This window comes from Streptomyces sp. NPDC052107 (genome assembly GCF_040680215.1).
GTDB lineage: Bacteria > Actinomycetota > Actinomycetes > Streptomycetales > Streptomycetaceae > Streptomyces.
On the sequence record NZ_JBFAWG010000055.1, the window covers coordinates 18,735 to 40,903 of the forward strand.

16 protein-coding genes and 2 pseudogenes are annotated in these 22,169 nt (G+C 71.2%); 11 read left to right on the plus strand and 7 right to left on the minus strand.

What is annotated here, in order from left to right:
- The first annotated feature begins 2 nt into the window (after positions 1–2).
- Together AB0M27_RS34860 and AB0M27_RS34865 are read left to right on the plus strand one after the other, a co-directional pair.
- On the plus strand, positions 3–755 hold the full coding sequence (locus AB0M27_RS34860; protein WP_365727858.1) for an ABC transporter ATP-binding protein: 753 nt from the start codon (positions 3–5) through the stop codon (positions 753–755).
- A gap of 309 nt (positions 756–1,064) precedes the next feature.
- Positions 1,065–1,373 carry an acetyl-CoA synthetase gene (locus AB0M27_RS34865; RefSeq protein ID WP_365727860.1) on the plus strand — a complete coding sequence of 103 codons (309 nt, stop codon included), beginning with the start codon at positions 1,065–1,067 and terminating at the stop codon, positions 1,371–1,373.
- Positions 1,374–1,415: 42 nt separating this feature from the next.
- Here the strand turns inward: AB0M27_RS34865 and AB0M27_RS34870 are convergent, their stop codons facing one another.
- From AB0M27_RS34870 to AB0M27_RS34880, 3 genes are all read right to left on the minus strand, one after another.
- On the minus strand, positions 1,416–4,055 hold the full coding sequence (locus tag AB0M27_RS34870) for a glycosyl hydrolase (protein ID WP_365727862.1): 2,640 nt from the start codon (positions 4,053–4,055) through the stop codon (positions 1,416–1,418).
- A 106-nt stretch (positions 4,056–4,161) separates the two neighbouring features.
- Positions 4,162–5,286 (minus strand): GNAT family N-acetyltransferase, encoded by a 1,125-nt coding sequence (locus tag AB0M27_RS34875; RefSeq protein ID WP_365727864.1) that lies wholly within the window; start codon positions 5,284–5,286, stop codon positions 4,162–4,164.
- A gap of 286 nt (positions 5,287–5,572) precedes the next feature.
- Positions 5,573–6,445 (minus strand): helix-turn-helix transcriptional regulator, encoded by an 873-nt coding sequence (locus tag AB0M27_RS34880; RefSeq protein ID WP_365727865.1) that lies wholly within the window; start codon positions 6,443–6,445, stop codon positions 5,573–5,575.
- Between the two features lie 140 nt (positions 6,446–6,585).
- Between AB0M27_RS34880 and AB0M27_RS34885 the strand changes: the two are divergent.
- The 8 genes and pseudogenes from AB0M27_RS34885 to AB0M27_RS34920 all read left to right on the plus strand — a co-directional run bounded on the left by AB0M27_RS34885 (position 6,586) and on the right by AB0M27_RS34920 (position 14,457).
- Positions 6,586–7,118, plus strand: a pseudogene (locus AB0M27_RS34885) (SDR family oxidoreductase).
- A gap of 36 nt (positions 7,119–7,154) precedes the next feature.
- Positions 7,155–8,063 carry an SDR family oxidoreductase gene (locus AB0M27_RS34890; RefSeq protein ID WP_365727866.1) on the plus strand — a complete coding sequence of 303 codons (909 nt, stop codon included), beginning with the start codon at positions 7,155–7,157 and terminating at the stop codon, positions 8,061–8,063.
- Between the two features lie 26 nt (positions 8,064–8,089).
- Positions 8,090–8,305 carry a tautomerase family protein gene (locus AB0M27_RS34895; RefSeq protein WP_365727868.1) on the plus strand — a complete coding sequence of 72 codons (216 nt, stop codon included), beginning with the start codon at positions 8,090–8,092 and terminating at the stop codon, positions 8,303–8,305.
- A gap of 100 nt (positions 8,306–8,405) precedes the next feature.
- Complete coding sequence (locus AB0M27_RS34900) at positions 8,406–8,783, plus strand: PaaI family thioesterase (RefSeq protein ID WP_365727903.1); 378 nt, start codon at positions 8,406–8,408, stop codon at positions 8,781–8,783.
- A gap of 713 nt (positions 8,784–9,496) precedes the next feature.
- Positions 9,497–11,563, plus strand: a pseudogene (locus tag AB0M27_RS34905) (TIM-barrel domain-containing protein); the annotation flags it as partial.
- A gap of 229 nt (positions 11,564–11,792) precedes the next feature.
- Positions 11,793–13,001: a carbohydrate-binding protein gene (locus tag AB0M27_RS34910; RefSeq protein WP_365727870.1), complete on the plus strand. Its 1,209-nt coding sequence runs from the start codon at positions 11,793–11,795 to the stop codon at positions 12,999–13,001.
- Between the two features lie 127 nt (positions 13,002–13,128).
- Positions 13,129–13,911, plus strand: coding sequence for a polysaccharide lyase family 7 protein (locus AB0M27_RS34915; protein WP_365727873.1), 783 nt, complete (start codon positions 13,129–13,131; stop codon positions 13,909–13,911).
- A gap of 93 nt (positions 13,912–14,004) precedes the next feature.
- Complete coding sequence (locus tag AB0M27_RS34920) at positions 14,005–14,457, plus strand: hypothetical protein (protein WP_365727874.1); 453 nt, start codon at positions 14,005–14,007, stop codon at positions 14,455–14,457.
- A gap of 33 nt (positions 14,458–14,490) precedes the next feature.
- Here AB0M27_RS34920 and AB0M27_RS34925 read toward each other — a convergent pair whose 3' ends face one another.
- The 3 genes from AB0M27_RS34925 to AB0M27_RS34935 form a co-directional block, all read right to left on the minus strand.
- Positions 14,491–17,865, minus strand: coding sequence for a pyruvate carboxylase (locus AB0M27_RS34925; RefSeq protein WP_365727876.1), 3,375 nt, complete (start codon positions 17,863–17,865; stop codon positions 14,491–14,493).
- Positions 17,866–18,023: 158 nt separating this feature from the next.
- The gene (locus AB0M27_RS34930) at positions 18,024–18,881 is read right to left on the minus strand and encodes a hypothetical protein (protein WP_365727878.1); all 858 of its coding nucleotides are present in this window, start codon (positions 18,879–18,881) and stop codon (positions 18,024–18,026) included.
- Between the two features lie 132 nt (positions 18,882–19,013).
- Complete coding sequence (locus AB0M27_RS34935) at positions 19,014–19,208, minus strand: hypothetical protein (protein WP_365727880.1); 195 nt, start codon at positions 19,206–19,208, stop codon at positions 19,014–19,016.
- A gap of 460 nt (positions 19,209–19,668) precedes the next feature.
- On the opposite strand from AB0M27_RS34935, the gene AB0M27_RS34940 reads away from it, so the two are divergent.
- Positions 19,669–20,658: an aldo/keto reductase gene (locus AB0M27_RS34940; RefSeq protein ID WP_365727881.1), complete on the plus strand. Its 990-nt coding sequence runs from the start codon at positions 19,669–19,671 to the stop codon at positions 20,656–20,658.
- Between the two features lie 115 nt (positions 20,659–20,773).
- On the opposite strand, the gene AB0M27_RS34945 is transcribed toward AB0M27_RS34940, so the two are convergent.
- Complete coding sequence (locus AB0M27_RS34945) at positions 20,774–22,135, minus strand: MFS transporter (RefSeq protein WP_365727883.1); 1,362 nt, start codon at positions 22,133–22,135, stop codon at positions 20,774–20,776.
- Between the last annotated feature and the right edge of the window lie 34 nt (positions 22,136–22,169).

Sequence of the window (22,169 nt, forward strand, 5' to 3'; positions counted from 1 at the left end):
GGATGCTGCGCCTCGACTCCGTCAGCCGGCACTTCGGCGACACCCGCGTCCTGGACGGCATCAGCCTCACCGTGCCGGACGGCCAGCTCCTCAGCGTGGTCGGGCCCTCCGGGTGCGGCAAGTCCACGCTGCTGCGCACCATCGCGGGACTGCTGCCCGCGCAGGAGGGCACGATCACGATCGACGGGACTGCGGTGACCGGCGTACCGGAGCGGCTCGCGGTCGTCTTCCAGGAGTACGGCCGCTCGCTGCTGCCCTGGCTCACCGTCCGCGACAACGTGGCCCTCCCGCTGCGCCGCCGGGGCCTCGGGCGGGCCGCCCGCCGGGCCGAGGCCGAGACGATCCTCGAACGGGTCGGCCTGCACGGGGTCGCCCGGCGCCGTCCCGGCGAGCTGTCCGGCGGTATGCAGCAGCGTGTCGCCATCGCCCGCGCCCTGATCTGCCGGCCCTCTCTGCTGCTCATGGACGAGCCGTTCGGCTCGCTGGACGCGGGCACCCGCGAGGACCTGGAGGACCTGTTGCTGGAAGTCCACCGGACGAACGACACGACCATCGTGTTCGTCACCCACGACATCGACGAGAGTGTGTACGTCGGCGACCGCGTCGTCGTCCTCTCCCCCGGCCCCGGCTCCCGCGTCGTCCGCGACCTGCCGGTCGGTCTGCCCGGCGAGCGGGACCAGCTCACCACCCGGAGCCTGCCCGGCTTCGTGGCTCTGCGCACCGAGGTCGGAAAGGCGGTGCGCGGCGGCGGCTGAGGCATCCTGGGAGGCGTACTCGGGAGTCCGGGAGGTGCTGTCATGCGGTGGTGGGCCGGTGGATGTGCGATCGCCGCGGTCGTCGTACTGGCGGGGTGCGGGGCGTCGACGGGCCGGGGAGCGGGAGCCGGTACCGGAGCGTCCGGGAGCCGGCCGGCGCGGCCGTCCGGGTCGGCCGGCGCCTCGGATGCCCCGGGCGGCTCGGCGTCCCCCGGCAGGACGGACACGCCCTCAGGTGGGGCGGTCACGCCCTCGGGTACGGCCTCCGGGCCCTCGGGCGGCTGCGTCGCCGCGCAGGCGGATGTCTCCGTGGCCCCCGGTGACCCGGTCCGGCGCCGGCTGTGCGTACGCCCCGGGACGACGGTGACCCTCACCCTGCGACCGCGCCTGGACGACAAACGGTGGACGGGCGTGCTGAGTTCGGCACCCGCGCTCGTCGTGGCATCGGGCTGGCGGCTGGACGCGGACGGCACCGCGCACGCCACTCTGCGCTGCGCGGGCACCCGGGGCGGTACGGCGGAGGTCACCGCGGCCGCCAAGGCACCGGACATCGCCGGCGCCGCCCGCCCGGTCTTCACGCTGGACGTGAACGTGGTGCCGTACGCGCAGGAGGGGTGACCCTCGAAGGCCCGGGAGTCACCCCTCCTGTTCAGCGGGCGGTCAGCGGAGGTCGCACACCTTGACGGTGTAGATCCCGCGGCCGTGCGTGGCGGCGTACAGCGTGCCGCCGTCCGGGCTCGTCTTGAGCTGGAGCACGGCGACGGCCGGCAGGCTGCCGACCCGCTGCCAGGTGGTGAGGCCCGGCGCGCGGTAGACGACACCGAGGTCGGTGGCGACGGCGAGACCGCCGTCCGCCGTCACCAGCGCCGAGTTGGTGGGCACGTCGGGCAGGTTGGCCGAGATGTCATCCCAGGTCGTCCCGCCGTCGGTGGACTCGAAGACGTGGCCGACGCCGGCGCCGGGCCCCTCGGTCCAGTGCCGGGAGAAGCCGTTGACGGCGAGGAAGACGTGGTCGGCGTTCTTCGGGTCGACGGCGAAGCCGCTCAGGTAGCGGTTGGGCACCGTGCCGTCGACCGGCAGGTTGATGTCGTGCCAGCCGGTGCCGTCCGCGTTGCCGACGGCGATGCCACGGGCGAAGCCCTGGTTGTTGCAGGGCCCGCACCAGGCGGCGTAGATCTTCCCGCCGGACGCGGCGACGGCGGTCGCGACCCGGCCGGCGCCGAAGTCGTGGACACTGGTCCACTCCTTGCCGCTGCGGATGGCGTAGCCGTGGGTCTGGACCCAGACGTGCCGGCCGCCGGCCACCCAGGTGCTGCCGTCCTTCATGTCCGCCGCGAGCGGGGCGATGAAGCGGGCCGCACTGGTGGCGTTGTCGGGCGGGGCGACGGAGTACGAGGTGGCCTTGCTCGCGTCGGTGACCCAACTGCCGTCGTTCACCGCGCAGTTCTGCGTGACCTGGACGGCGAGGTAGACGTACTCCTGGGCAATGTTGCAGCCGTTGGCCGGGTCGGCGAGGGTGTCGGCGCCGTCGCCGCCGAAGTTGGAGCCCATCACCTTGTCGTTGCCGCGCAGAATCGACTGGCCGTTGTCCTGGAGCCCGCCGGTGACCGACAGGCCGCCGTGGTCGAGGTCCTTGCCGATACCGACGGAGTAGTACTGCAGGGTGTCGATGGTGCCGTCGTTGAGCGAGGTCCAGTCGGTGGCGTGGCCGGAGGCGTCCTGGGAGCCGGTCGCCGGGCGCCTGTAGACGCCGCCGTCGTTGCCGACGTAAACGAAGCTCTTGCCGTGGTAGCGGCCGATCGCGACGCCGTGCTGGTCGGAGTGGGTGGTCGGGTTGCAGTCACCGGTCTGCTTGGCGGGGTCGATGCTCCAGCAGGAGAAGGTGAAGTTCCAGTACGGGCCGACCGTCGACCAGTTGGCGCCGCCGTCCTTGGTCTCGTAGACCTCCTCCAGGCCCGCGTACACGTGCTGCGGGTCGCTCGGGTCTACGGTGAGGAACTGGTTGTACCAGGCCTGGACGCCGGGCATGTAACCGGCCGTGGTGAGCGCCGAGTTGTCGGCGGCCAGGCCCTTGTAGTCGGCGATCTTCGTCCAGCGGCCGGTCGGCGAGCCGGACGTGGAGACGTAGATGCCCTCCAGGCCGCTGTCCGGGTTGGTGTTCAGCTGCTCCGGGGACTGGTCGATGGCGTAGTAGCGGGAGCCGTCGGCGGAGCGGGCGAAGGTGACGTTGCCGACGTTGTCGGGGTCGGCCGGGAGATCACCGAGGCCGCCGGTGATCCGGGTCCAGGTGCCACCCACCTTGGTGTAGAAGCCGTTGTAGTCGTCGCCGCTGCGCCACCCGACGGCGAGGACCACCTTGGACGGGTCCTTGGGATCGATGGCGATGTCGTTGGCGATGTTCTTGTACGGCGCGTTCGGGTCGCCGGCCTTGGAACCACCCGGCAGGAAGTCGGGATTGGGCGCGTACTCCAGCTTCCAGGGGCCGCTCAGCTTCTTCGTGGAGTGGCTCCACACGCCCTCGCTGGTGGCCGCCCACACCATGCCGCCGCCGAAGCGCAGCTCGTGGATGGTGGTGCTCTCCAGCTCGTCGCCGCCGACCCGGCTGCGCGTGGAGAAGGTGCCGTGGTGCGGGTGCGTGAGGACGTAGACGCCGCTGCCGAGGTAGGCGTCGGCGTTGGTGGTGGCCTCGCCCGTGCCCAGCCACAGCCGGCCGGTGCCGTCGAGGGCGAGGGCGCCGGTGGACTGGGCGGGCAGCCGGTCGCTGATGGGCTGCCAGTGGCCGCCGCCGCTGCGCGAGCGCCACACGCCGCCACCGGCGCTGCCCGCGTAGACGTAACCGTCGTCGTCGGCGGCGATCGCCGCGATCCGGCCGGTGACGTTCCCGCTTCCGCCGCTGGAGTTGGAGTCGATGTCGCGGTAGCGCGGGTCGTCGGAGTTGTACGGCAGGTCGGTGATGTTGCGCCACCTGCCGCCCGTGCTCCTGAGGTCGGTGAGATCGTTCCAGGCCGCACCGTACGCACCCGGTGCGACGACACCCGGCGAGGTGCGGGCCTCGGCGTACTGGTCCGCCCCCTCGGCGATCTCGTCCGCCTCGTTGCCGTCATCGTCGTCCGCCGCCACGTGCGGCGACATGGCACCCACGGACTGCTCGCGCTCCTTGGCGAGTTGGCCGAGGACCCGCACGCCGAAGGGGCTCACCGATCGCCACGAGGCGGCGGACGGGGGTATAGCGACCAGTGCGGCGGACGCCGTGAGCGCACAGACGGTGAACCACCGTCTTCTGCGGGTTGGTACGGACACCAGGGACCTCCCGAAAGGCATCGACTCTGCCGACGCAGGAGACCCGATCACGTGGGCGCGGAAACATCCGCCGCTTGGCGAACTTTTGACGAGAACCTGCCAGTAACTACCGCTCCGGAAGGCGATTCTTCCGGGCGGCCGGGGAAGCCGCCACGCCCTCGGTGCGCACCCTGCCCACCGTCTTCAGCAGCCGGTCGGCCGGCGCGCGCAGCTGCGGATGGGCGTTGACCGTGTTCCGCAGCCCCCGCACCGGTCTGCGCCACAGCCGCTGCGCGAGCGCCACCGGGTGCGGGCGGGCCGCGAAGCCCTCGGCGACCCGCAGTTCACGGGTCTTGAGCCAGTCCTTGTACTCCTTGTCGCCGCGCCCGAGGTCCACGAGGGTCACCCCATGCCGGGCCGCCGCCTCGGCGGTCCGCAGATGCATCATCAACCCCGGTGAGTAGTAGTGCAGTTCGGGGTCGTAGGCGGTGAACCAGGCCGCCAGCACGGTGCTCGACCGGGGGCCGAAGTGGGCCGCGACCGGTCGGTCGCCCGCGTACAGCACGGACAGCACTCCGGTGAAGTGCTCCTCGCGGACGCGGAAGAGATGGTCGACCAGGCCGACGATCCACGGCCGGGAGAACCGGTCCATGCGGCCGGTCCTGCGGTACTGCGCGGACTTCCACCGCATGAGGGTGCGCAGCACCTCCGGGTCGCGTTCGTCGAACTCGAACCGGACCTCGCCGATGTCCCGGCCGAGCCGCCGTTCCTTCTTCAGCGTGGTCTTGGCCAGGCCCGGGTAGGTGCTCCGCAGCCACTCCGGGTAGCCGCCGTCGCCGGGCTTCACATCGATCACCGGGGAGGCGAAGGTGCCGGTGACGTGGGCCGCGAACGGCCGCTGCTCCTGGACGAGATGGTCGAACTCGAAGATGCTGAGCCCGCAGGCCCGCAGCAGTTCCCCGGCGTTCCAGGTGACGCCGGGCCGGTGCACGAGGGCCTGGCAGTCCGACAGTCCGAGCCCGATGGCCCGTCCGGTGCCGAACGGCCCCCGCTCGTACGGGAAGAACCCGGCGGGCTGCCCGCCCTCGCGCAGGACCGCCACCCGTGCCCCGCGCCGGTACCGGCCGACGCCGATCGCGAACTCCGGTGCGAGGAAGGGGTTGGAGTACTCGGGCGACTCGTCCATCGCGCGGTGCCAGGCCCCGCGCAGCTCGGGCGTCAGCTCGCCGGGTCTGTGGATGGTGATCTCCACCTCAGTTCGACCGCCCTTCCGCAGGCTCCGCAAGCGGCGTGCCCGAGGCGGCACAGACCGGTGAGGCGTGTGGATCATGGCTCATGGATCGCATGGGCGACCGCTCCCCCCATGACGCGCCGGGCGCGTCCTGCCGCTCGTTCCGATGTGCGCCGCATCCCCTCCGCACGCGACTGCTCAAACGTCGCGAAACAGGGCGCACGCTGTCAAGGGTGCCTCAGGCGACGGACGATCCGCCACGGGTCCGCCGACTTCGTGACAAGTCTGGTGCTGTCCCGGGGCTCCCTCAGCGGGCCCGGCGCCCCGGCTCTTCCGCCGTGGCACCCAGGTCCTGAGTGCCGATCACCGAGAGCAGCTCCAGCTGGGCGGCTCCCTCGGTCCCGGGCGGGGCGCTGAACCACAGCAGGCGCTGCCGGCCGTCCTCGCTGAAGAGGTTGTGACAGTCCAGCTCGATGACGCCGAGCGAGGGGTGGACGATCCGCTTGTGGTCGGTGCGGCGCAGGGCCACCTCGCGCTGCTCCCACAGCTCGGCGAACTCCGTACTGCGCCGCAGCAGCGTGGCCACCAGCCGGGTGATGTCGGCGTCCTTGGCGCGCCGGGCCGCGACCGCCTGCAGGTCGGCGGTGAACACCCGGGAGTGGTGCGGATGGTCCTCGGCCGGATAGAGGCCGCGGGCGTCGGGATCGGTGAACCAGCGGTACACGAAGCTGCGGTGGGGCCCGCGCCCGCTCGGCATCGCGCCGAGCAGCGCCACGGCGAGGGGGTTCTGCACGAGCGGCTCGTGCAGGTCGGTGATGACCTGGGCGGGGGTCGTGGTGAGCCGGTCCAGCAGACCGAGCAGAGCGGGTTGGACGAGCGCGGTGGGTCCGGACGCGTCGGCCGGCAGCGGGCGGTCGGCGAGGTGGAACAGATGGTCGCGTTCGTCGCCGCCGAGCCGCAGGGCACGGGCGAGGGCGGCCAGGACCTGCGCGGAGGGCTGGGCGCCGCGGCCCCGCTCCAGCTCGGTGTAGTAGTCGGCCGACAGCCCGGCCAGCTGGGCCACCTCCTCGCGGCGCAGGCCCGGGACCCGGCGCCGCAGACCCGCGGGCAGGCCGACGTCGGCGGGGCGGACCCGGTCGCGCCGGGACTTCAGGAAGGCGGCCAGCTCGGCATGGTTCACGCCCTCCATGGTCGCGCCCCGGGGGATGCGTATCCAGGGGTTACCGACCCCAGGGTGAGCGCAGCCGTGGTTGGCCCGGACAGGGCGGCCCAGGCTGAAGGAGCACTTCCCGTACCGCCACGTCCGGCAGGAGACCGCTCATGTTCGCTCAGGAAGCAACCACCCGGGAAACGACCGTCCAGGAATCGGCACCCCGGGAATCGACCGCCCGGCCCCGCGTGGCCGTGGTCACCGGAGGCTCGCGCGGCATCGGCCGGGCGACGGTGAGCCGGCTCGCCGCCGAGGGCTACCCCGTGGTGATCGGGTACGCCGGCAACCGCGAGTCGGCCGAGGCCGCCGTCAAGGAGGTCACGGCGGCCGGCGGCAGCGCGGTCGCCGTGCGCGCCGACGTCGCCGACGAACAGCAGGTCGCCGAGTTGTTCGGGACGGCCGAGGCGGAGTTCGGCGGGGTGGATGTCGTGGTCCACGCGGCCGGCCGGATGTATCTCGCGCCGATCGCCGAGCTGGACCTCACGGAACTGGACGCGATGCACTCGCGCGCCTGGCCGCCCAGCCGCCACTGGAACGCCTCGGCACGCCCGCCGACATCGCCGAGGTGGTGGCGTTCCTCGCCTCCCCGGCCGGCCACTGGGTCAACGGCCAGGTCGTACGCGCCAACGGCGGCATCGTCTGACCCTTCCCGTCCCGATCCCCACGCCATCGAGGAATCATGACTACGGACACTCCCAGAACGATCCTGGTCACCGGCGCCTCCAGCGGCTTCGGCGCGCTGACCGTGCGCGCCCTGGCCGACGCCGGTCACACCGTCTACGCGGGCATCCGGCACACGGCCGGCCGCAACGCACCCGCCGTGGCCGGCCTGGACCGCTACGCGGCCGAGCACGGCGTGTCCCTGTACGCCGTCGAGCTGGACGTCACCTCCCAGGACTCCGCCGACGCGGCGGTGGCCCGCGTGCTGGCCTCCGAGGGCCGGCTGGACGTGGTGCTGCACAACGCGGGCCACATGGTCACCGGGCCCGCCGAGGCCTTCACGCCCGAGCAGCTCGCGGACCTGTACGACGTCAACGTGCTCGGCGCCCAGCGCGTGAACCGGGCCGCGCTTCCCCGGCTGCGGGAACGGGGCGAGGGCCTGCTGGTATGGATCGGCAGCTCCAGCACGCGCGGCGGCTGTCCGCCCTTCCTGGGGCCGTACTTCGCGGCCAAGGCGGCGATGGACGCACTGGCGGTCAGTTACGCCGGTGAACTGGTCCGGTTCGGCATCGACACCGCGATCGTCGTGCCGGGCGCCTTCACCTCCGGCACGAACCACTTCCTGCACGCCGGCAGCCCCGCCGACACCGGGCGCGCGGCGGCCTACGACGAGCGCTACGGCGCCCTGCTGTCGGAACTGGGCAAGCGGCTCGCGGGACTGATCCCGCGGGACGCGAACCCCGCGGAGTTCGCGGAGACCGTCGTACGCCTGGTGGAGCTGCCCGCCGGCCGCCGCCCGCTGCGCACCCACGTGGACCCCGCCCGTGACGGCAGCGAGGTCGTCTCCGCGGTCGCCGACCGCATCCGCGCCGAGTTCTTCCGCCGCGCCGGCCTCGACGACCTGCTCACCCAGGGTAGTTCCCTCTGACACCCCTCGATCAAGGATGAAAACCCATGCCGTTCGCGAATTTCAAGGTGCCCGCCGGAAGTCTGGACGACGAGCAGAAGGAGCTGATCGTCACCCGTACCACCGAGTTGTACGTCGAGATCTACGGCGAGCGGGCGCGCGCCACCACCATGGTCCTGGTGGAGGAGGTGACGGACGGCGGCTGGGGCATCGGCGGCGGTGTCCTGAGACTCGCCATGCTCCAGGAGCCGTCCGGGGGCTGACCGGAACACTGCCCGATCACCGTGGCACTCACGAAAGGCGGTACACCATGCCGACCACGTCCCCGTGCGACGTCCCCGCGCCCGCCGAGTTGCCGCCGCCATGCCGTTCGCGGCCGCGTTGGGCATCGAACTGCGCGAGACCACGGCCGAGCGGGCCGTCGGCGGCCTGGCCTGGTCCCCGGAGGCGTGCACGGCGGGCGGCGCCCTGCACGGGGGCGCCCTGATGGCGCCGGCGGACAGCGTCGGGGCGGTGTGCGCCCACCTCAACCTGCCCGAGGGGGCGACCGGTACGTCGACGGTGGCGTCCAAGACCAACTTCCTGCGGGCGGTCACCGCCGGGGACGTCCATGCCACCGCCCGGCCGCTCCATCTCGGCAGCACGCTCATCGTGGTGCGGACGGACCTGCGCGACGACCGGGACCGGCTGGTCGGCCAGACCACGCAGACCCAGACCGTCCTCCGGAAGAACGCGGGCTGAGCCACCCGCGCGCGAAGGCCGGCCCCCGCTGCCGAGGGGGCCGGCCTTCGTCGTGTCCGGCCGGGTTCCGGATCCGCGTCCGGCCGGCTTCCAGCCCCGCACTCTTGACATGAACCTGCGTCAACCCCGAGGCTCCTGCTTGAAGTTGCTCGATTGAAGCTTGTTTCGAGCGCTTGTGAGCACCAGCAGCAAGAACAGTCAGTCCGCAGTGCTGCGAGGGGAGCTGTTCCGCCGTGCAAAGACCGCGAAGACTGCGCCATCGTGTGCCATGGCCGGCCTGGGTACCGCTGGGGCTGGCGACCGCCCTGGCGGGAACCCTGCTCGCCGCCCCGGTGCCCGCCCGGGCCGCCGCCACCGCCTCCGGTGCCGTGCTCGACCCCGCTCACAGCAGCATCGGCTGGCAGAGCCCGGTCTACGCCAAGGGCACCGGCGGCGGCACCGAGAGCTGTCCCGACCCGTCCGCCGACCCCGACGACAAGGTCTGCGACCGGTTCGACCTGACCGTCTCGGTGCCGGACGGCTACTGGGACGACAACCCCGAGGGCGGCGTCCCGCTGTCGATCAAATGGGAGAAACCGTCCGACGACTTCGACCTGTACGTCTACGACGACCACGGCAAGCAGGTGGCGTCCAGCGCGGGCACCGCCGACCCGGAGGCCACGGTGATCCCGCGGGCATCGGGGACGTACCACGTGGTGGTCGTGCCGTACGACGTGCACGACAACTCCTTCACGGGCACCGCGTACCTGCCCGCCACCACGGACGCCGGCGATCTCACGTCCTTCTCGGGCGGCGACGGCACCTACACCATCGGGGCCGGGCAGCTCACCGCGCGGGCCGACTTCCTGACCGGAGGTCAACTGCGCCTGCAGGCCGACCCGTCCGGCTCGCTGAGCGATCCGGCGGGCACCGCCATCGTGCGCGAACGGCCCGCCCCGGAGCGACGCACCTCGTCCTTCGACGCCGGCGACTACTACGGCATCCGCTCCCCGCAGGCCGTGCTGCGCGTGTACAAGCAGCCGCTGCGCTTCGGGCTGTACAAGCCCGACAACCGCACCCGGATCTGGCAGGAGGACAAGCCGCTGCGCTGGTCGACCGGCGGCATGCGGCAGAGCCTGGTGCGGGGCGCGGACGAGCAGTTCTTCGGCGGCGGCGAGCAGAACGGCGGCTTCTCGCACCGCGGGCAGACGATGTACGTGGCCAACAGCTTCGACTGGAACGAGGGCGGTTACAACAACTCCCAGCCGTTCTATCTCTCCACCGCGGGCTACGGCGTCTTCCGCAACACCTTCGCACCGGGCGTGTACACCTTCGGCTCACCGGTCACCACCGGTCAGCAGGAACGGCGCCTGGACGCCTACTACTTCCTCGGCAACGCCAAACAAGTCATCGGCACCTACACGGCGTTGGTGGGCAGACCCTTCATGCCACCGGTGTACGGACTCGAACCGGGCGACTCCGACTGCTATCTGCACAACGCCAACCGGGGCGAGCGGCACACCCTGGACGCGCTGAAGATCGCCGACGGGTACACAGAGAACCAGATGCCGCTCGGCTGGATGCTGGTCAACGACGGCTACGGCTGCGGATACGAGAATCTGGAGCAGACCGCCAAGGGCCTGCGGGACCACCACGCCCAGCTCGGCCTGTGGACCCAGGACGGCATCGACAAGCTGGCCGACCAGGTCAAGGCGGGACAGCGGGTGGCCAAGCTGGACGTGGCCTGGGTCGGCAACGGCTACAAGTTCGCGCTCGACGCGTGCGACGCCGCCAAGAAGGGGATCGAGGACAACAGCGACGCGCGCGGTTTCGCGTGGCTGCCGGTGTCCTGGGCGGGCGCCCAGCGCTGCGGGGTGCTGTGGAGCGGCGACCAGAAGCTGTCCTGGGACTACATCCGCTGGCAGATCCCGACCTACGCCGGGGCGACCCTGTCCGGTATCGCCTACAACACCGGTGACGTGGGCAGCATCTACCGCCACGACGCCAAGATGTACGCACGCGACCTGCAGTGGAAGGCGTTCCTGCCGGCCATCATGACCATGGACGGCTGGGCGACCGACCTCACCACCAAGAAGCCCGCCGACCAGCAGCCCTGGCTGGACGGCGAGCCGTACACCTCGATCAACAGGAAGTACCTGCAGCTGAAGGAGCGGCTGCTGCCGTACATGTACACGCTGTCCGCCGAGGCGGCGAAGACCGGTGTGGGCGCGGTGCGTCCGCTGTGGCTGGAGTACCCGGACGACCCGAACACCCTGTCCGACCGGGCGAAGTACGAGTTCCTGTCCGGCCCCGACCTCCTGGTCGCCCCGGTCTACCAGGACTCCGACACCCGCGACGGCATCTACCTGCCTCAGGGCACCTGGACCGACTACTGGACCGGCCGCACCTACCGGGGCCCGACCACGGTCAACGGCTACCACGCCCCGCTCGACACGCTGCCGCTGTTCGTGCGCGAGGGGTCGATCGTTCCGATGTGGCCGAAGGGGACGACTAGTTGGCAGACCCGGGACCGGCACGAGCTGGACTGGGACCTGTATCCGGCGGCCCACGGCACGAGTCACTACACGCTGTACGAGGACGACGGGGTGACCCGCGACTTCGCCCAGGGCGCCGCCGCCACCCAGAGGGTCTCCGTGCACTCCGACGGGGGCGGCACGACCGTCTCGGTGGGCGCGAGCAGGGGCGACTACGTCGGCAAGGTGGACGCCCGCTCCTACCGGTTCACTGTGCACGGCGACGGGGCGCCCGCACGGGTCCTCCTCGACGGCCGCCAACTACCCGCCTCCGCCTGGTCGTACGACGCCGGCACGCAGGTCACGACCGTCACCGCACCGAGTCTGCCGCTGGACCGGGGTTTCACTGTGCGACTGGTCGACGAGAGGTAAAGAAATCGTATGGTCTAGTCCAAAGGGCGTGTTGGTCTAGTCCAACTTATTGACGTGACCGCAACAGCTCCCAGAGGGTGGGGCTCCCCGCTCCGGGGACTCCCCCACCCTCTGGAGGCACGCAGTGAGACGTCTTCGGGCATGTCTGGGCGCGGCGGCGGCCGTCACTCTCGCCGCCGCCGGCACGACCGCGCTCGTTTCGAGCAACGCCTCGGGCGCGACGACCGCGTTGAGCAACCGCTGGTACGCCGCCGCCCCCTATCTGATGCCGCTGGACAACGACCCGCCGGACCCGGCCGCCATCATGGACGCCACCGGGCTGAAGGCCTTCCAGCTGGCCTTCGTCCTCGCCCCCAACGGCGGCGGCTGCTCCCCCACTTGGGGTGGCACCGCGCCCGTCTCCTCGGACACGGCCGTGCAGTCGGTGATCAGCACGATCCGCGCCAAGGGCGGTGACGTCTCCGTCTCCATCGGCGGCTACGGCGGCACGAAGCTCGGCCAAGCCTGCGCGGACGCGGCGTCCACGGCGGCGGCCTACCAGCAGGTCATCACCAAGTACGGGCTGCACGCCATCGACTTCGACCTGGAGGAGCCGGAGTACGAGAACACCGCGGCCATCAAGAACGAGATCGGCGCGGCCAAGATCCTGCAGCAGAACAACCCGGGGCTGTACGTCTCGGTGACGACGGCCGGCACCGCGGACGGCACCGGCTGGTTCGGCAAGCAGATGCTGCTGGAGGCCAAGTCCCAGGGCTTCACGCCGAACAACTTCTCCATCATGCCGTTCGACGGCGGCTTCAACGGCGCGGCAAGCCAGACCAGCGCGCTGACCAACTTCAACTCGATCCTGCAGTCGACCTTCGGCTGGGACCAGGCGACCGCGTACGCCCACGAGGGCTTCTCCGGCATGAACGGCCGCAGCGACACGGGCGAGTACTTCACCCAGGCCGACTTCCAGACGGTGCTGGACTACGCGACGAGCCACAACATGGACCGCTTCACGTTCTGGTCCCTGAACCGCGACCGGCAGTGCAACCCGCCCGACAACGGGGGCCGTACGTCGGGGACGTGCTCCAGCGTCACCCAGAACTCCTGGGACTTCGCGAAGTACTCGGTGCAGTTCGCCGGCGTCACCCCGCCCACCCCCACACCGACGCCGACCCCCACACCGACGCCGACCTCCTGCAAGCCCGCCTGGAGCTCCACGGCGGTGTACACGCAGGGCAACGAGGTCTCGTACAACAAGCACAACTGGAAGGCCAAGTGGTGGACCCAGAACGAGGTGCCGGGCGCCTCCGAGTGGGGGCCGTGGCAGGACGAGGGCACCTGCTGAGCCACTTGACGTGTCTGGTTCAGACCTCTAGCTTCTCGGGTCATCAGCGACCAAGGATGCGTTCAGCGTTCACCATGTTGAACGCATCCGCCGGTCCGGCCTTCGCTTCGAAGAAGGGACCCCCCACATGACCCGACCCCGGCTCCTCGCGGCGCCGACCACCGCGGGCCTCGCCCTCGCCCTCGCCCTCGCCTTCCTCAGCAGCCCCAGCGCGGTCGCCGCCGACCCACATGTCGCCCCCGGCGGCAACTTCGACCTGTCGGTCTGGGAGCTGCAGGAACCCGTCGGCTCCCCCGGCAGTCCCACCACCATCCCGTCGTCCCGGCTCCAGGGCCCGAACGGCTACCAGGACGCGTACTTCTACACCGACACCCGAGACGGCGCCATGACCTTCTGGGCGCCCGAGAAGGGCGTCACGACCCCGAATTCCAACTACGCCCGCTCCGAGCTGCGCGAGATGAACCGGGACGGCAGCGCCGCCGACTGGACGCTCTCCGGCTCACACCGGATGAGCGCGACCCTGCGCGTGGTGTCCGTGACGAAGAACGTGTGCGTCGGGCAGATCCACCTCGGCAGTGGCGGCTCCTCCACCAAGCCGCTGCTGGAGCTGTACTACCACGCGAACGGCGACATCGTCCTCGGCACGGAGAACTCGCCGTCCGGCGGCCAGACCCCGCACACGGTGGGGCACGTGTCGATCGGCAAGACCTGGAGCTACACCATCGCCATATCCGGCGGGAACACCATCGACCTGACCGTCAACGGCACCACCACCCACTACGGCATCCCGCCGTCGTTCCAGCAGTACAAGCAGTACTTCAAGGCCGGCTCCTACAACCAGTCCTCTTCCGACAGTACGACCAACGGCGCCCGTGTCGCGTTCTACGGCCTGACGGTCAAGCACGGCTGACACGCGGCCCGACCTGCGCGACTGGTGGAAACCGTCGTACGGTCGTAGCGTCGGGTGAACGCGCTAGGACACAGCACGACGGCGGGAGCGACCATGCGCGGATCAGTGATGGGAACGGCGGTCACCCTCGCGGCAGGCGCCCTTCTGACGGCGGCCATGACCACGGCTTCGGCAAGTCCGCCGACCGCGGCGGCCAAGGCCGACGCCCCGCGCCCCGTCCTGGTCGACTGCACGTGGCACCAGAACGTCCGGCCGGCCGACTTCATCCTGGCCTGCGGCGACGGCAACAGCCGCCTCATGGGGCTCCACTGGTCGCAGTGGAGCCCCAACGGGGCGACGGCCAAGGGTGTGAACTACGTCAACGACTGCAAGCCGTACTGCGCGGCCGGCCGCTTCCACGGCTACCCGGTGACCGTCCGGCTCGACGAACCCAAGGCCTGGAAGAAGCATCCGAGCGTGCAGCACTACACGCGGATGACCCTCACCTACGTCGACGACCGGCCCGAGGGGTTCAAGCAGGTCATGACCTACCCGCTCTGGGACTGAGGGCCCGCGAGCGGGTAGGTGCCGGGCGCCTGGTCAGGCGAGCTCCACCAGGAGGTCGCCGCCCTCCACCTGCTGGATGCGGTTGATGGCCAGGCGGGACACCCGGCCCGCCTTGGGCGCGGTGATGGTGGCCTCCATCTTCATCGCCTCGATGGTGGCGACGGTGGCACCGGCGGCGACCTCGTCGCCCTCGGTCACCGCCAGGGTCACCACACCGGCGAACGGCGCCGCCACATGGCCGGGGTTGGCGCGGTCGGCCTTCTCCGTCACCGGCACGTCCGAGGCCGCGGCGCGGTCGCGGACCTGGATGGGCCGCAGCTGGCCGTTGAGGGTGGACATCACCGTGCGCATGCCCCGCTCGTCCGCCTCACCGATGGCCTGCAGCTCGATCAGCAGCCGGACGCCGGGCTCCAGGTCGACGGCGTACTCCTTGGCCGGGCGCAGGCCGTAGAAGAACGCCTTGCTGTCCAGCACGCTGGTGTCGCCGAAGGACTGCCGGTGGGCGTCGAACTCCCGCGTGGGGCCGGCGAACAGCAGCCGGTTGAGGGTGGCGCGGCGGTCCTTGGCCAGGCCCTCGCGGTCCTCGTCGGACAGCTCGGGCGCCGGCCTGGGCGCGGCCCGGCCCCGCAGTGCCTTGGTGCGGAACGGCTCGGGCCAGCCGCCGGGCGGGGTGCCCAGCTCGCCGCGCAGGAAGCCGATCACCGAGTCCGGGATGTCGAACCTGTCGGGCGTCTCCTCGAAGTCCTTCGGCGAGACACCGGCGCCGACCAGGTGCAGGGCGAGGTCGCCGACCACCTTGGAGGACGGGGTGACCTTGACCAGACGGCCGAGGATGCGGTCGGCGGCGGCGTACACGGCCTCGATGTCCTCGAAGCGGTCACCGAGGCCGAGGGCGACGGCCTGGGTGCGCAGGTTGGACAGCTGGCCGCCGGGGATCTCGTGGTGGTAGACCCGGCCGGTCGGGGAGGCGAGGCCCGCCTCGAACGGCGCGTAGATCTTGCGGACACCCTCCCAGTACGGCTCCAGGTCGCCGACGGCCTGCAGGTCGAGCCCGGTGGGGCGGTCGGAGTGGTCGGTGGCGGCGACCAGCGCCGACAGCGAGGGCTGCGAGGTCGTACCGGCCATGGAGGCCACCGCGCCGTCCACGGCGTCGGCGCCCGCCTGGATCGCGGCGAGGTAGGTGGCGAGCTGGCCGCCGGCCGTGTCGTGCGTGTGCAGATGCACGGGCAGATCGAACTCGCGGCGCAGCGCGGAGACCAGCTTGGCGGCGGCCGGGGCGCGCAGCAGTCCGGCCATGTCCTTGACCGCGAGGACGTGCGCGCCGGCGTCGACGATCTGCTCGGCCAGCCGCAGGTAGTAGTCGAGGGTGTAGAGCCGCTCGCCCGGGTCGTTGAGGTCGGCGGTGTAGCAGAGGGCGACCTCGGCGATCGCCGTGCCGGTCTCGCGTACGGCGTCGATGGCGGGGCGCATCTGGCCGACGTCGTTGAGGGCGTCGAAGATGCGGAAGATGTCGATGCCGGTGGCGGCGGCCTCCTGCACGAAGGCGTCGGTCACCTCGGTCGGGTACGGCGTGTAGCCGACGGTGTTGCGGCCGCGCAGCAGCATCTGGAGGCAGATGTTGGGTACCGCCTCGCGCAGGGCGGCCAGCCGCTCCCAGGGGTCCTCGGCGAGGAAGCGCAGGGCGACGTCGTAGGTGGCGCCGCCCCAGCACTCCAGGGAGAGCAGCTGCGGCAGGGTGCGGGCGACGACCGGGGCGACGGCGAGAAGGTCCTTGGTGCGCACGCGCGTGGCGAGCAGGGACTGGTGGGCGTCGCGGAAGGTGGTGTCGGTGACGCCGATGTTCGGCGACTCGCGCAGGTGGCGGGCGAAGCCCTCGGGGCCGAGGTCGACCAGCAGCTGGCGGGAGCCGGCGGGCGGCTCGCCAGCCGGCAGCGGCGGCAGCTTGGTGACCGGGTCGAGCAGGTCGGGGCGTTCGCCGTGCGGCTTGTTGACCGTCACGTCGGCGAGGTAGGTGAGCAGCTTGGTGCCGCGGTCCGCGGAGGAGCGGGCCGTCAGCAGATGCGGGCGCTGCTCGATGAAGGAGGTGGTGACCCGGCCCGCCTGGAAGTCGGGGTCGTCCAGGACGGCCTGCAGGAACGGGATGTTGGTGGCCACGCCACGGATGCGGAACTCGGCCACGGCACGCCGGGCTCGGCCCACGGCGGCCCTGAAGTCCCGGCCCCGGCAGGTGAGTTTGACCAGCATCGAGTCGAAGTGCGCGCTGATCTCCGTACCCGCGTGGGTGGTTCCGCCGTCCAGGCGGATGCCGGAGCCACCAGGGGAGCGGTAGGCGCTGATCCGGCCGGTGTCCGGGCGGAAGCCGTTGGCGGGGTCCTCGGTGGTGATACGGCACTGCAGGGCGGCGCCGCGCAGGGTGATGGTGTCCTGGGCGAGGCCGAGGTCGGCGAGGGTCTCGCCGGAGGCGATCCTCAGCTGGGCCTGGACCAGGTCGACGTCCGTGACCTCCTCGGTCACGGTGTGCTCGACCTGGATGCGCGGGTTCATCTCGATGAAGACGTGGTTGCCGGCCGGGTCGAGGAGGAACTCGACGGTGCCCGCGTTGCGGTAGCCGATCTCGCGGGCGAAGCGCACCGCGTCGTCGCAGATCCGCTGCCGCACCTCGGGGTCGAGGTTGGGGGCGGGGGCCAGCTCGATGACCTTCTGGTGGCGGCGCTGGAGCGAGCAGTCGCGCTCGTAGAGGTGGATGACGTTGCCCTCGCCGTCGGCGAGGATCTGCACCTCGATGTGGCGCGGGTCGACGACGGCCTTCTCCAGGAAGACGGTCGGGTCGCCGAACGCCGCGTCGGCCTCGCGGGACGCGGCCTCGATGGACTCGCGCAGCTGCGCGGGGTCTTTCACGCGGCGCATGCCGCGCCCGCCGCCGCCCGCGACCGCCTTGACGAAGACGGGGAAGCCGATCTCCTCGGCGGCGCGCACCAGTTCGTCCACGTCGGTGGAGGGCTGGGACGAGCCGAGCACGGGAACGCCGGCCGCCCGGGCGGCGGCGACCGCGCGGGCCTTGTTGCCGGTCAGCTCCAGGGTTGCCGCGCTCGGGCCGACGAAGGTGATGCCCGCCTGCTCGCAGGCGCGGGCCAGTTCCGGGTTCTCGGACAGGAAGCCGTAGCCCGGGTAGACGGCGTCGGCGCCGGCCCGGCGGGCGGCGCCCACGATCTCCTCGACGGAGAGATAGGCCCGCACCGGGTGTCCCGGCTCGCCGATCTCGTACGCCTCGTCGGCCTTCAGCCGGTGCAGTGAGTTGCGGTCCTCGTGCGGGAACACGGCGACGGTGCGCGCGCCGAGTTCGTAGCCCGCCCGGAACGCGCGGATCGCGATCTCTCCACGGTTGGCGACCAGCACCTTGCGGAACATCCTGGATTCCCTTCAGCTGCCTGCCGGCGACGAACACCATGGTGTCAGCCACGCCCTGCCGTACCTCGCGGGCCACCTTAGGGGGTGGCCGCGCGTGTCGACGTGCGAAAACCATCACATTGACGGGGTGGGCGGCGCCACAGGCACGGGCGCTGGGATCAGCAGTCCAGGGACGTCATGGCCGTGTCCTTCGACCGCTCGGCGTTCGCCTGCGCGGGCACGGACCGGGGCAGCACGGACACCGGAATCACGGGTGGCACCGTGGGCGCGGAACCGCCGCCTTGGACGGGCAGCAGGGAGCGCAGACGGGACCGCAGCCGTGCGCGGCGGCCGTGCAGCAGGCCGAGGACGATCGCCGAGGCCACCGCGATCAGGTGCTCGCGGCCGGCCAGGTTGGGGACGGCGATGGACTCCCACACCATCGAGCCGCCGGTCAGGGTGAACACCACGGGCGCGCGTTCGACCACCGAGAGATAGGTGAACAGGCCGACGACGGCCGCGGAGGGGCCGGTGTCGAGCACCTGCCCGTACGCGTGCGGCAGTCCGAAGCCCCACCAGCCGGGGCCCATCGCGATCATCACGCGGGCGGTGAGCGTGCCGGCCAGGGTGGTGGCGTAGGAGATCGCCAGCGTACGGGCCCGGCCCAGGGCCAGTTCGGCCCAGGCGAAGGCGAGGAACAGCTGGGTGATGCCCGCCCACACCGGCAGATCGAGCGCCGGGACGTACAGCGACACGGGCGTGCGCAGCAGCGACAGCCACAGCGGCAGGTCCGCCCGGACGCCGCCGAGCCGCGTCACCCACAACGCGCCGAGCGGATGCTGGGCGATCGCGTGGAAGAAGATGACGCCTAACGCGGCGACGAACGCCAGCAGCAGCCCCGGCACTCCGCGCCGCGTGAGCCGCCGCACCGGTTCGACGACGATGGCGTGCCACTCGCCCCGCAGCGTGCGCACCGTGAACCGGACCAGCCGTGCGAGCAGTGCGCGGCACCACTCGACGCGCGCTTCAGTCGTCATGAGGCACGGCAGCCCATCGCCTTCGACTCCCCCGTCATGTCCATAGCCCCCTTCATCCCGATCCCGGCATTTCCAGGTCGCCGCGCCCGAGCCTTCAGCCGCCGGTGCCTCTTTCGGTTCTGCCGAGTGCGATCACGGGGACACGGCGTCCGGCGCGGTCCTGGAATCCGGCGAAGCGGGGCGTGCGTTCCGGCTGTCGCGTCCACAGCCGCTCACGCTCCGCGCCGTCGGTCGCAGCGGTACGCCCGTGAAGTCGCCGCCGACGGCGCCGTCCGCGGTCCGGAGCTCGTCGATCACCTGCTGGTTGCGCAGTTGTCGTTCCGACATGCGCCCGGTCCCTCCCCCGGTGTGGGCCTCTGTGGTGGTGAGACCCGATCGGTGCCAGTTCAGCGAGCCGGGAGGCGGGCGTCAAGATCCTTTACGGAGGGACAGGGGTGTGGGAAGACCCACAGGTCCCGAGCGGGGGAATCCGGGCACCGGGAGGCAACCTGCACCCCCTCGGATCCGTCCTCCCCTACAGGCCCCTCGAACGGCTCGGCGTGGCGCGCGGGTACGGCCGCCGGGTTCGTGGAACGAGCGCGGAACCTTTCTTCTTCGATCACGAACTCTCTTACGGGACAGCCGGCACGAGCTGCCGGTCAGGTCGGATTCCTGGTCCGCACCGGAGCGTTGCTTGACTTGGAGAGCGCTCCAACTCGTAGCGTCGCAGACGTACGGCAAGCGAGGGCTCGCACCCGTGTGCCGTACGGGACGACGATCGAGTGTGCAGGAAAGGCTGGTACATCACATGCAGAAGCGCAGTCTGCGGGACCTCCAGGTATCGGCCATCGGCCTCGGATGCATGGGGATGTCCGCCTTCTACGGCTCCGCCGACCAAGAAGAGGGCGTCGCCACCATCCGGCGGGCCCTCGAACTGGGGATCGACTTCCTCGACACCGCGCAGGTGTACGGCCCGCTGACCAACGAGTCGCTGGTCGGCGAGGCGATCCGGGGGCACCGCGACGAGTACGTGATCGCGACCAAGTTCAACTACCGGATGGACGACGCCGTACCCGGCGACATGAGCACGATCGGCCGGCAGGACGGCTCCGCGGAGCACGTGCGCAGCTCGATCCACGGATCGCTGCAGCGGCTGGGCACCGACCACATCGACCTGTACTACCAGCACCGGGTAGACCCGAACGTGCCCATCGAGGAGACGGTCGGCGCGCTGGGCGAGCTGGTCGCCGAGGGCAAGGTGCGGCACATCGGGCTGAGCGAGGCGAGCGCGGAGACCATCCGGCGGGCGCACGCCGTGCATCCGATCACCGCCGTGCAGAGCGAGTACTCGCTGTGGACGCGGGACGTGGAGGCCGAGGTGCTGCCGGCCTGCAGGGAGCTCGGCATCGGCTTCGTGCCGTACTCCCCGCTCGGCCGCGGCTTCCTCGCCGGCCGCTTCACCTCCCCGGACGAGCTGGACGAGAACGACTTCCGGCGCAACAACCCACGCTTCACGGACGCCAACCTGCAGGCGAACCTGCGGCTGGCGGCCAAGGTGAAGGAGATCGCCGCCGAGAAGGACGTCACGCCGGCCCAGCTGGCCATCGCCTGGGTGCTGGCCCAGGGCGAGGACCTGGTGCCGATCCCGGGCACCAAGCGGCGCACCTACCTGGAGCAGAACGCCGCCGCGGTCGGCATCGAGCTGGCCAAGGAGGACCTGGCCCGCATCGACGCGGAGCTGCCCGAGGCGGCGGGTGAGCGGTACGACGAGGCGGGGATGCGGGCCGTCAATCGCTAGGGCCGCACACAAGGGGTGCCGGGAACCGCCGTCTGCCGTCCGGCCTCTGCGGGTCCGGTGTGGCTGGTCGCGCAGTTCCCCGCACCCCTTTGGGGCTTTACCCCGCGCGCCCCTTTCAGGGCGCCGTCGTCCGTGCCGCCCTCGCCAGGTCCAGATCCGTCGTCTCCGGGGCCAGGAACTGGGAGACCAGGGCCCCTACGGCGAGGACGGCGGCGCCCACGAACAGCACGAACCGGGCGCCGAAGTGTTCCAGGCCCATCGGGAGCAGGAAGGTGCCGATGGCGGCGCCGACCCGGCTCATCGCGGTGGCGAAGCCGACGCCGGTGGCGCGCAGGGAGGTCGGGAAGACCTCCAGCGGGTAGACGGCGGTCAGGGCGCTGGACGCGGCGTTGAGGAAGATGAAGAACAGGAAGCCGCCGACGATGACCGGCGTGGACGTGGGCCACACCGCGACCACGGCGAGCGCGCCGGCGGTGATCCAGAACGGCGGGATCAGCAGCTTGCGGCGGCCGATGCGGTCGACGACTAGGCAGCCCGCGGTGACACCGGCGACCGCGGTGAAGGAGTAGACGAGCAGCGCGGCGACCGCGTTGTCGCCCATGTTCAGGGCGTCGAAGACCTGGGTCCAGAAGGTGCCGATGGAGAAGTACGGCAGCACCAGCGCGGCCCAGAAGACGCTCGCGAAGACCGTGCTGCGCAGGTGCTCGCGGCTGAACAGGGCCCGGAATCCCTGGTGCCCGGCCCGTGCCGTCTCGTCGAGTTCGGCGGTGACGTCGATCTCGATGCCGTACTTGCTGATCAGGGTCTCGGCCTCCTCGCGGCGGCCCTTGCTGAGCAGCCAGCGCGCCGACTCCGGGACGCCGCCGCGCAGCGCCACGCACACCAGGGCGATGACCGCGCTGCTGGCGAGGGTCCAGCGCCAGCCGCCGTGGACGTCGGCGAAGAGGGCGCCGACGACGGTGGCGAGCGCGTAGCCGACGTACCAGCTGATCTCCAGGCTGGCCAGGAGCCGGCCGCGGCCCTTGCGGGGGGCGTACTCGGAGAGCAGCGGGGCGCCGATGGCGTACTCGCCGCCGATGGCGATGCCCATCACCAGGCGGATGAGGAAGAGCTGGAGTCCGTCGCTGACGAAGAACTGGAGGACCGAGCCGATCAGGAAGATCAGCATGTCCACGAGGAAGACCGGGCGTCTGCCGTAGCGGTCGGCGAGGCGGCCGAAGAGCGGGCCGCCGAAGAAAATGCCGATCAGCGGGGAGGCGCCGACCAGGCCCTCCATCACCGTGGACAGATGCAGATCGGTGGTCAGGGCGCCCATCGCCATGCCGACGCCGCCGATGATGTACCCGTCGATGCCCTCGCCGATCTGGGTGGCCAGCTTCAGCTTGGTGTGCAGACGGCGGCGTTCGCGCAGCAGCTCCGGGGACGGGGAGACTTCAGGTGTGCCGAACTGGTGTTCAGTCGCAGGCGTCGTTGCCATGAGCGGTCCTTTGTCGGGGAAGGGTAAGGGGACG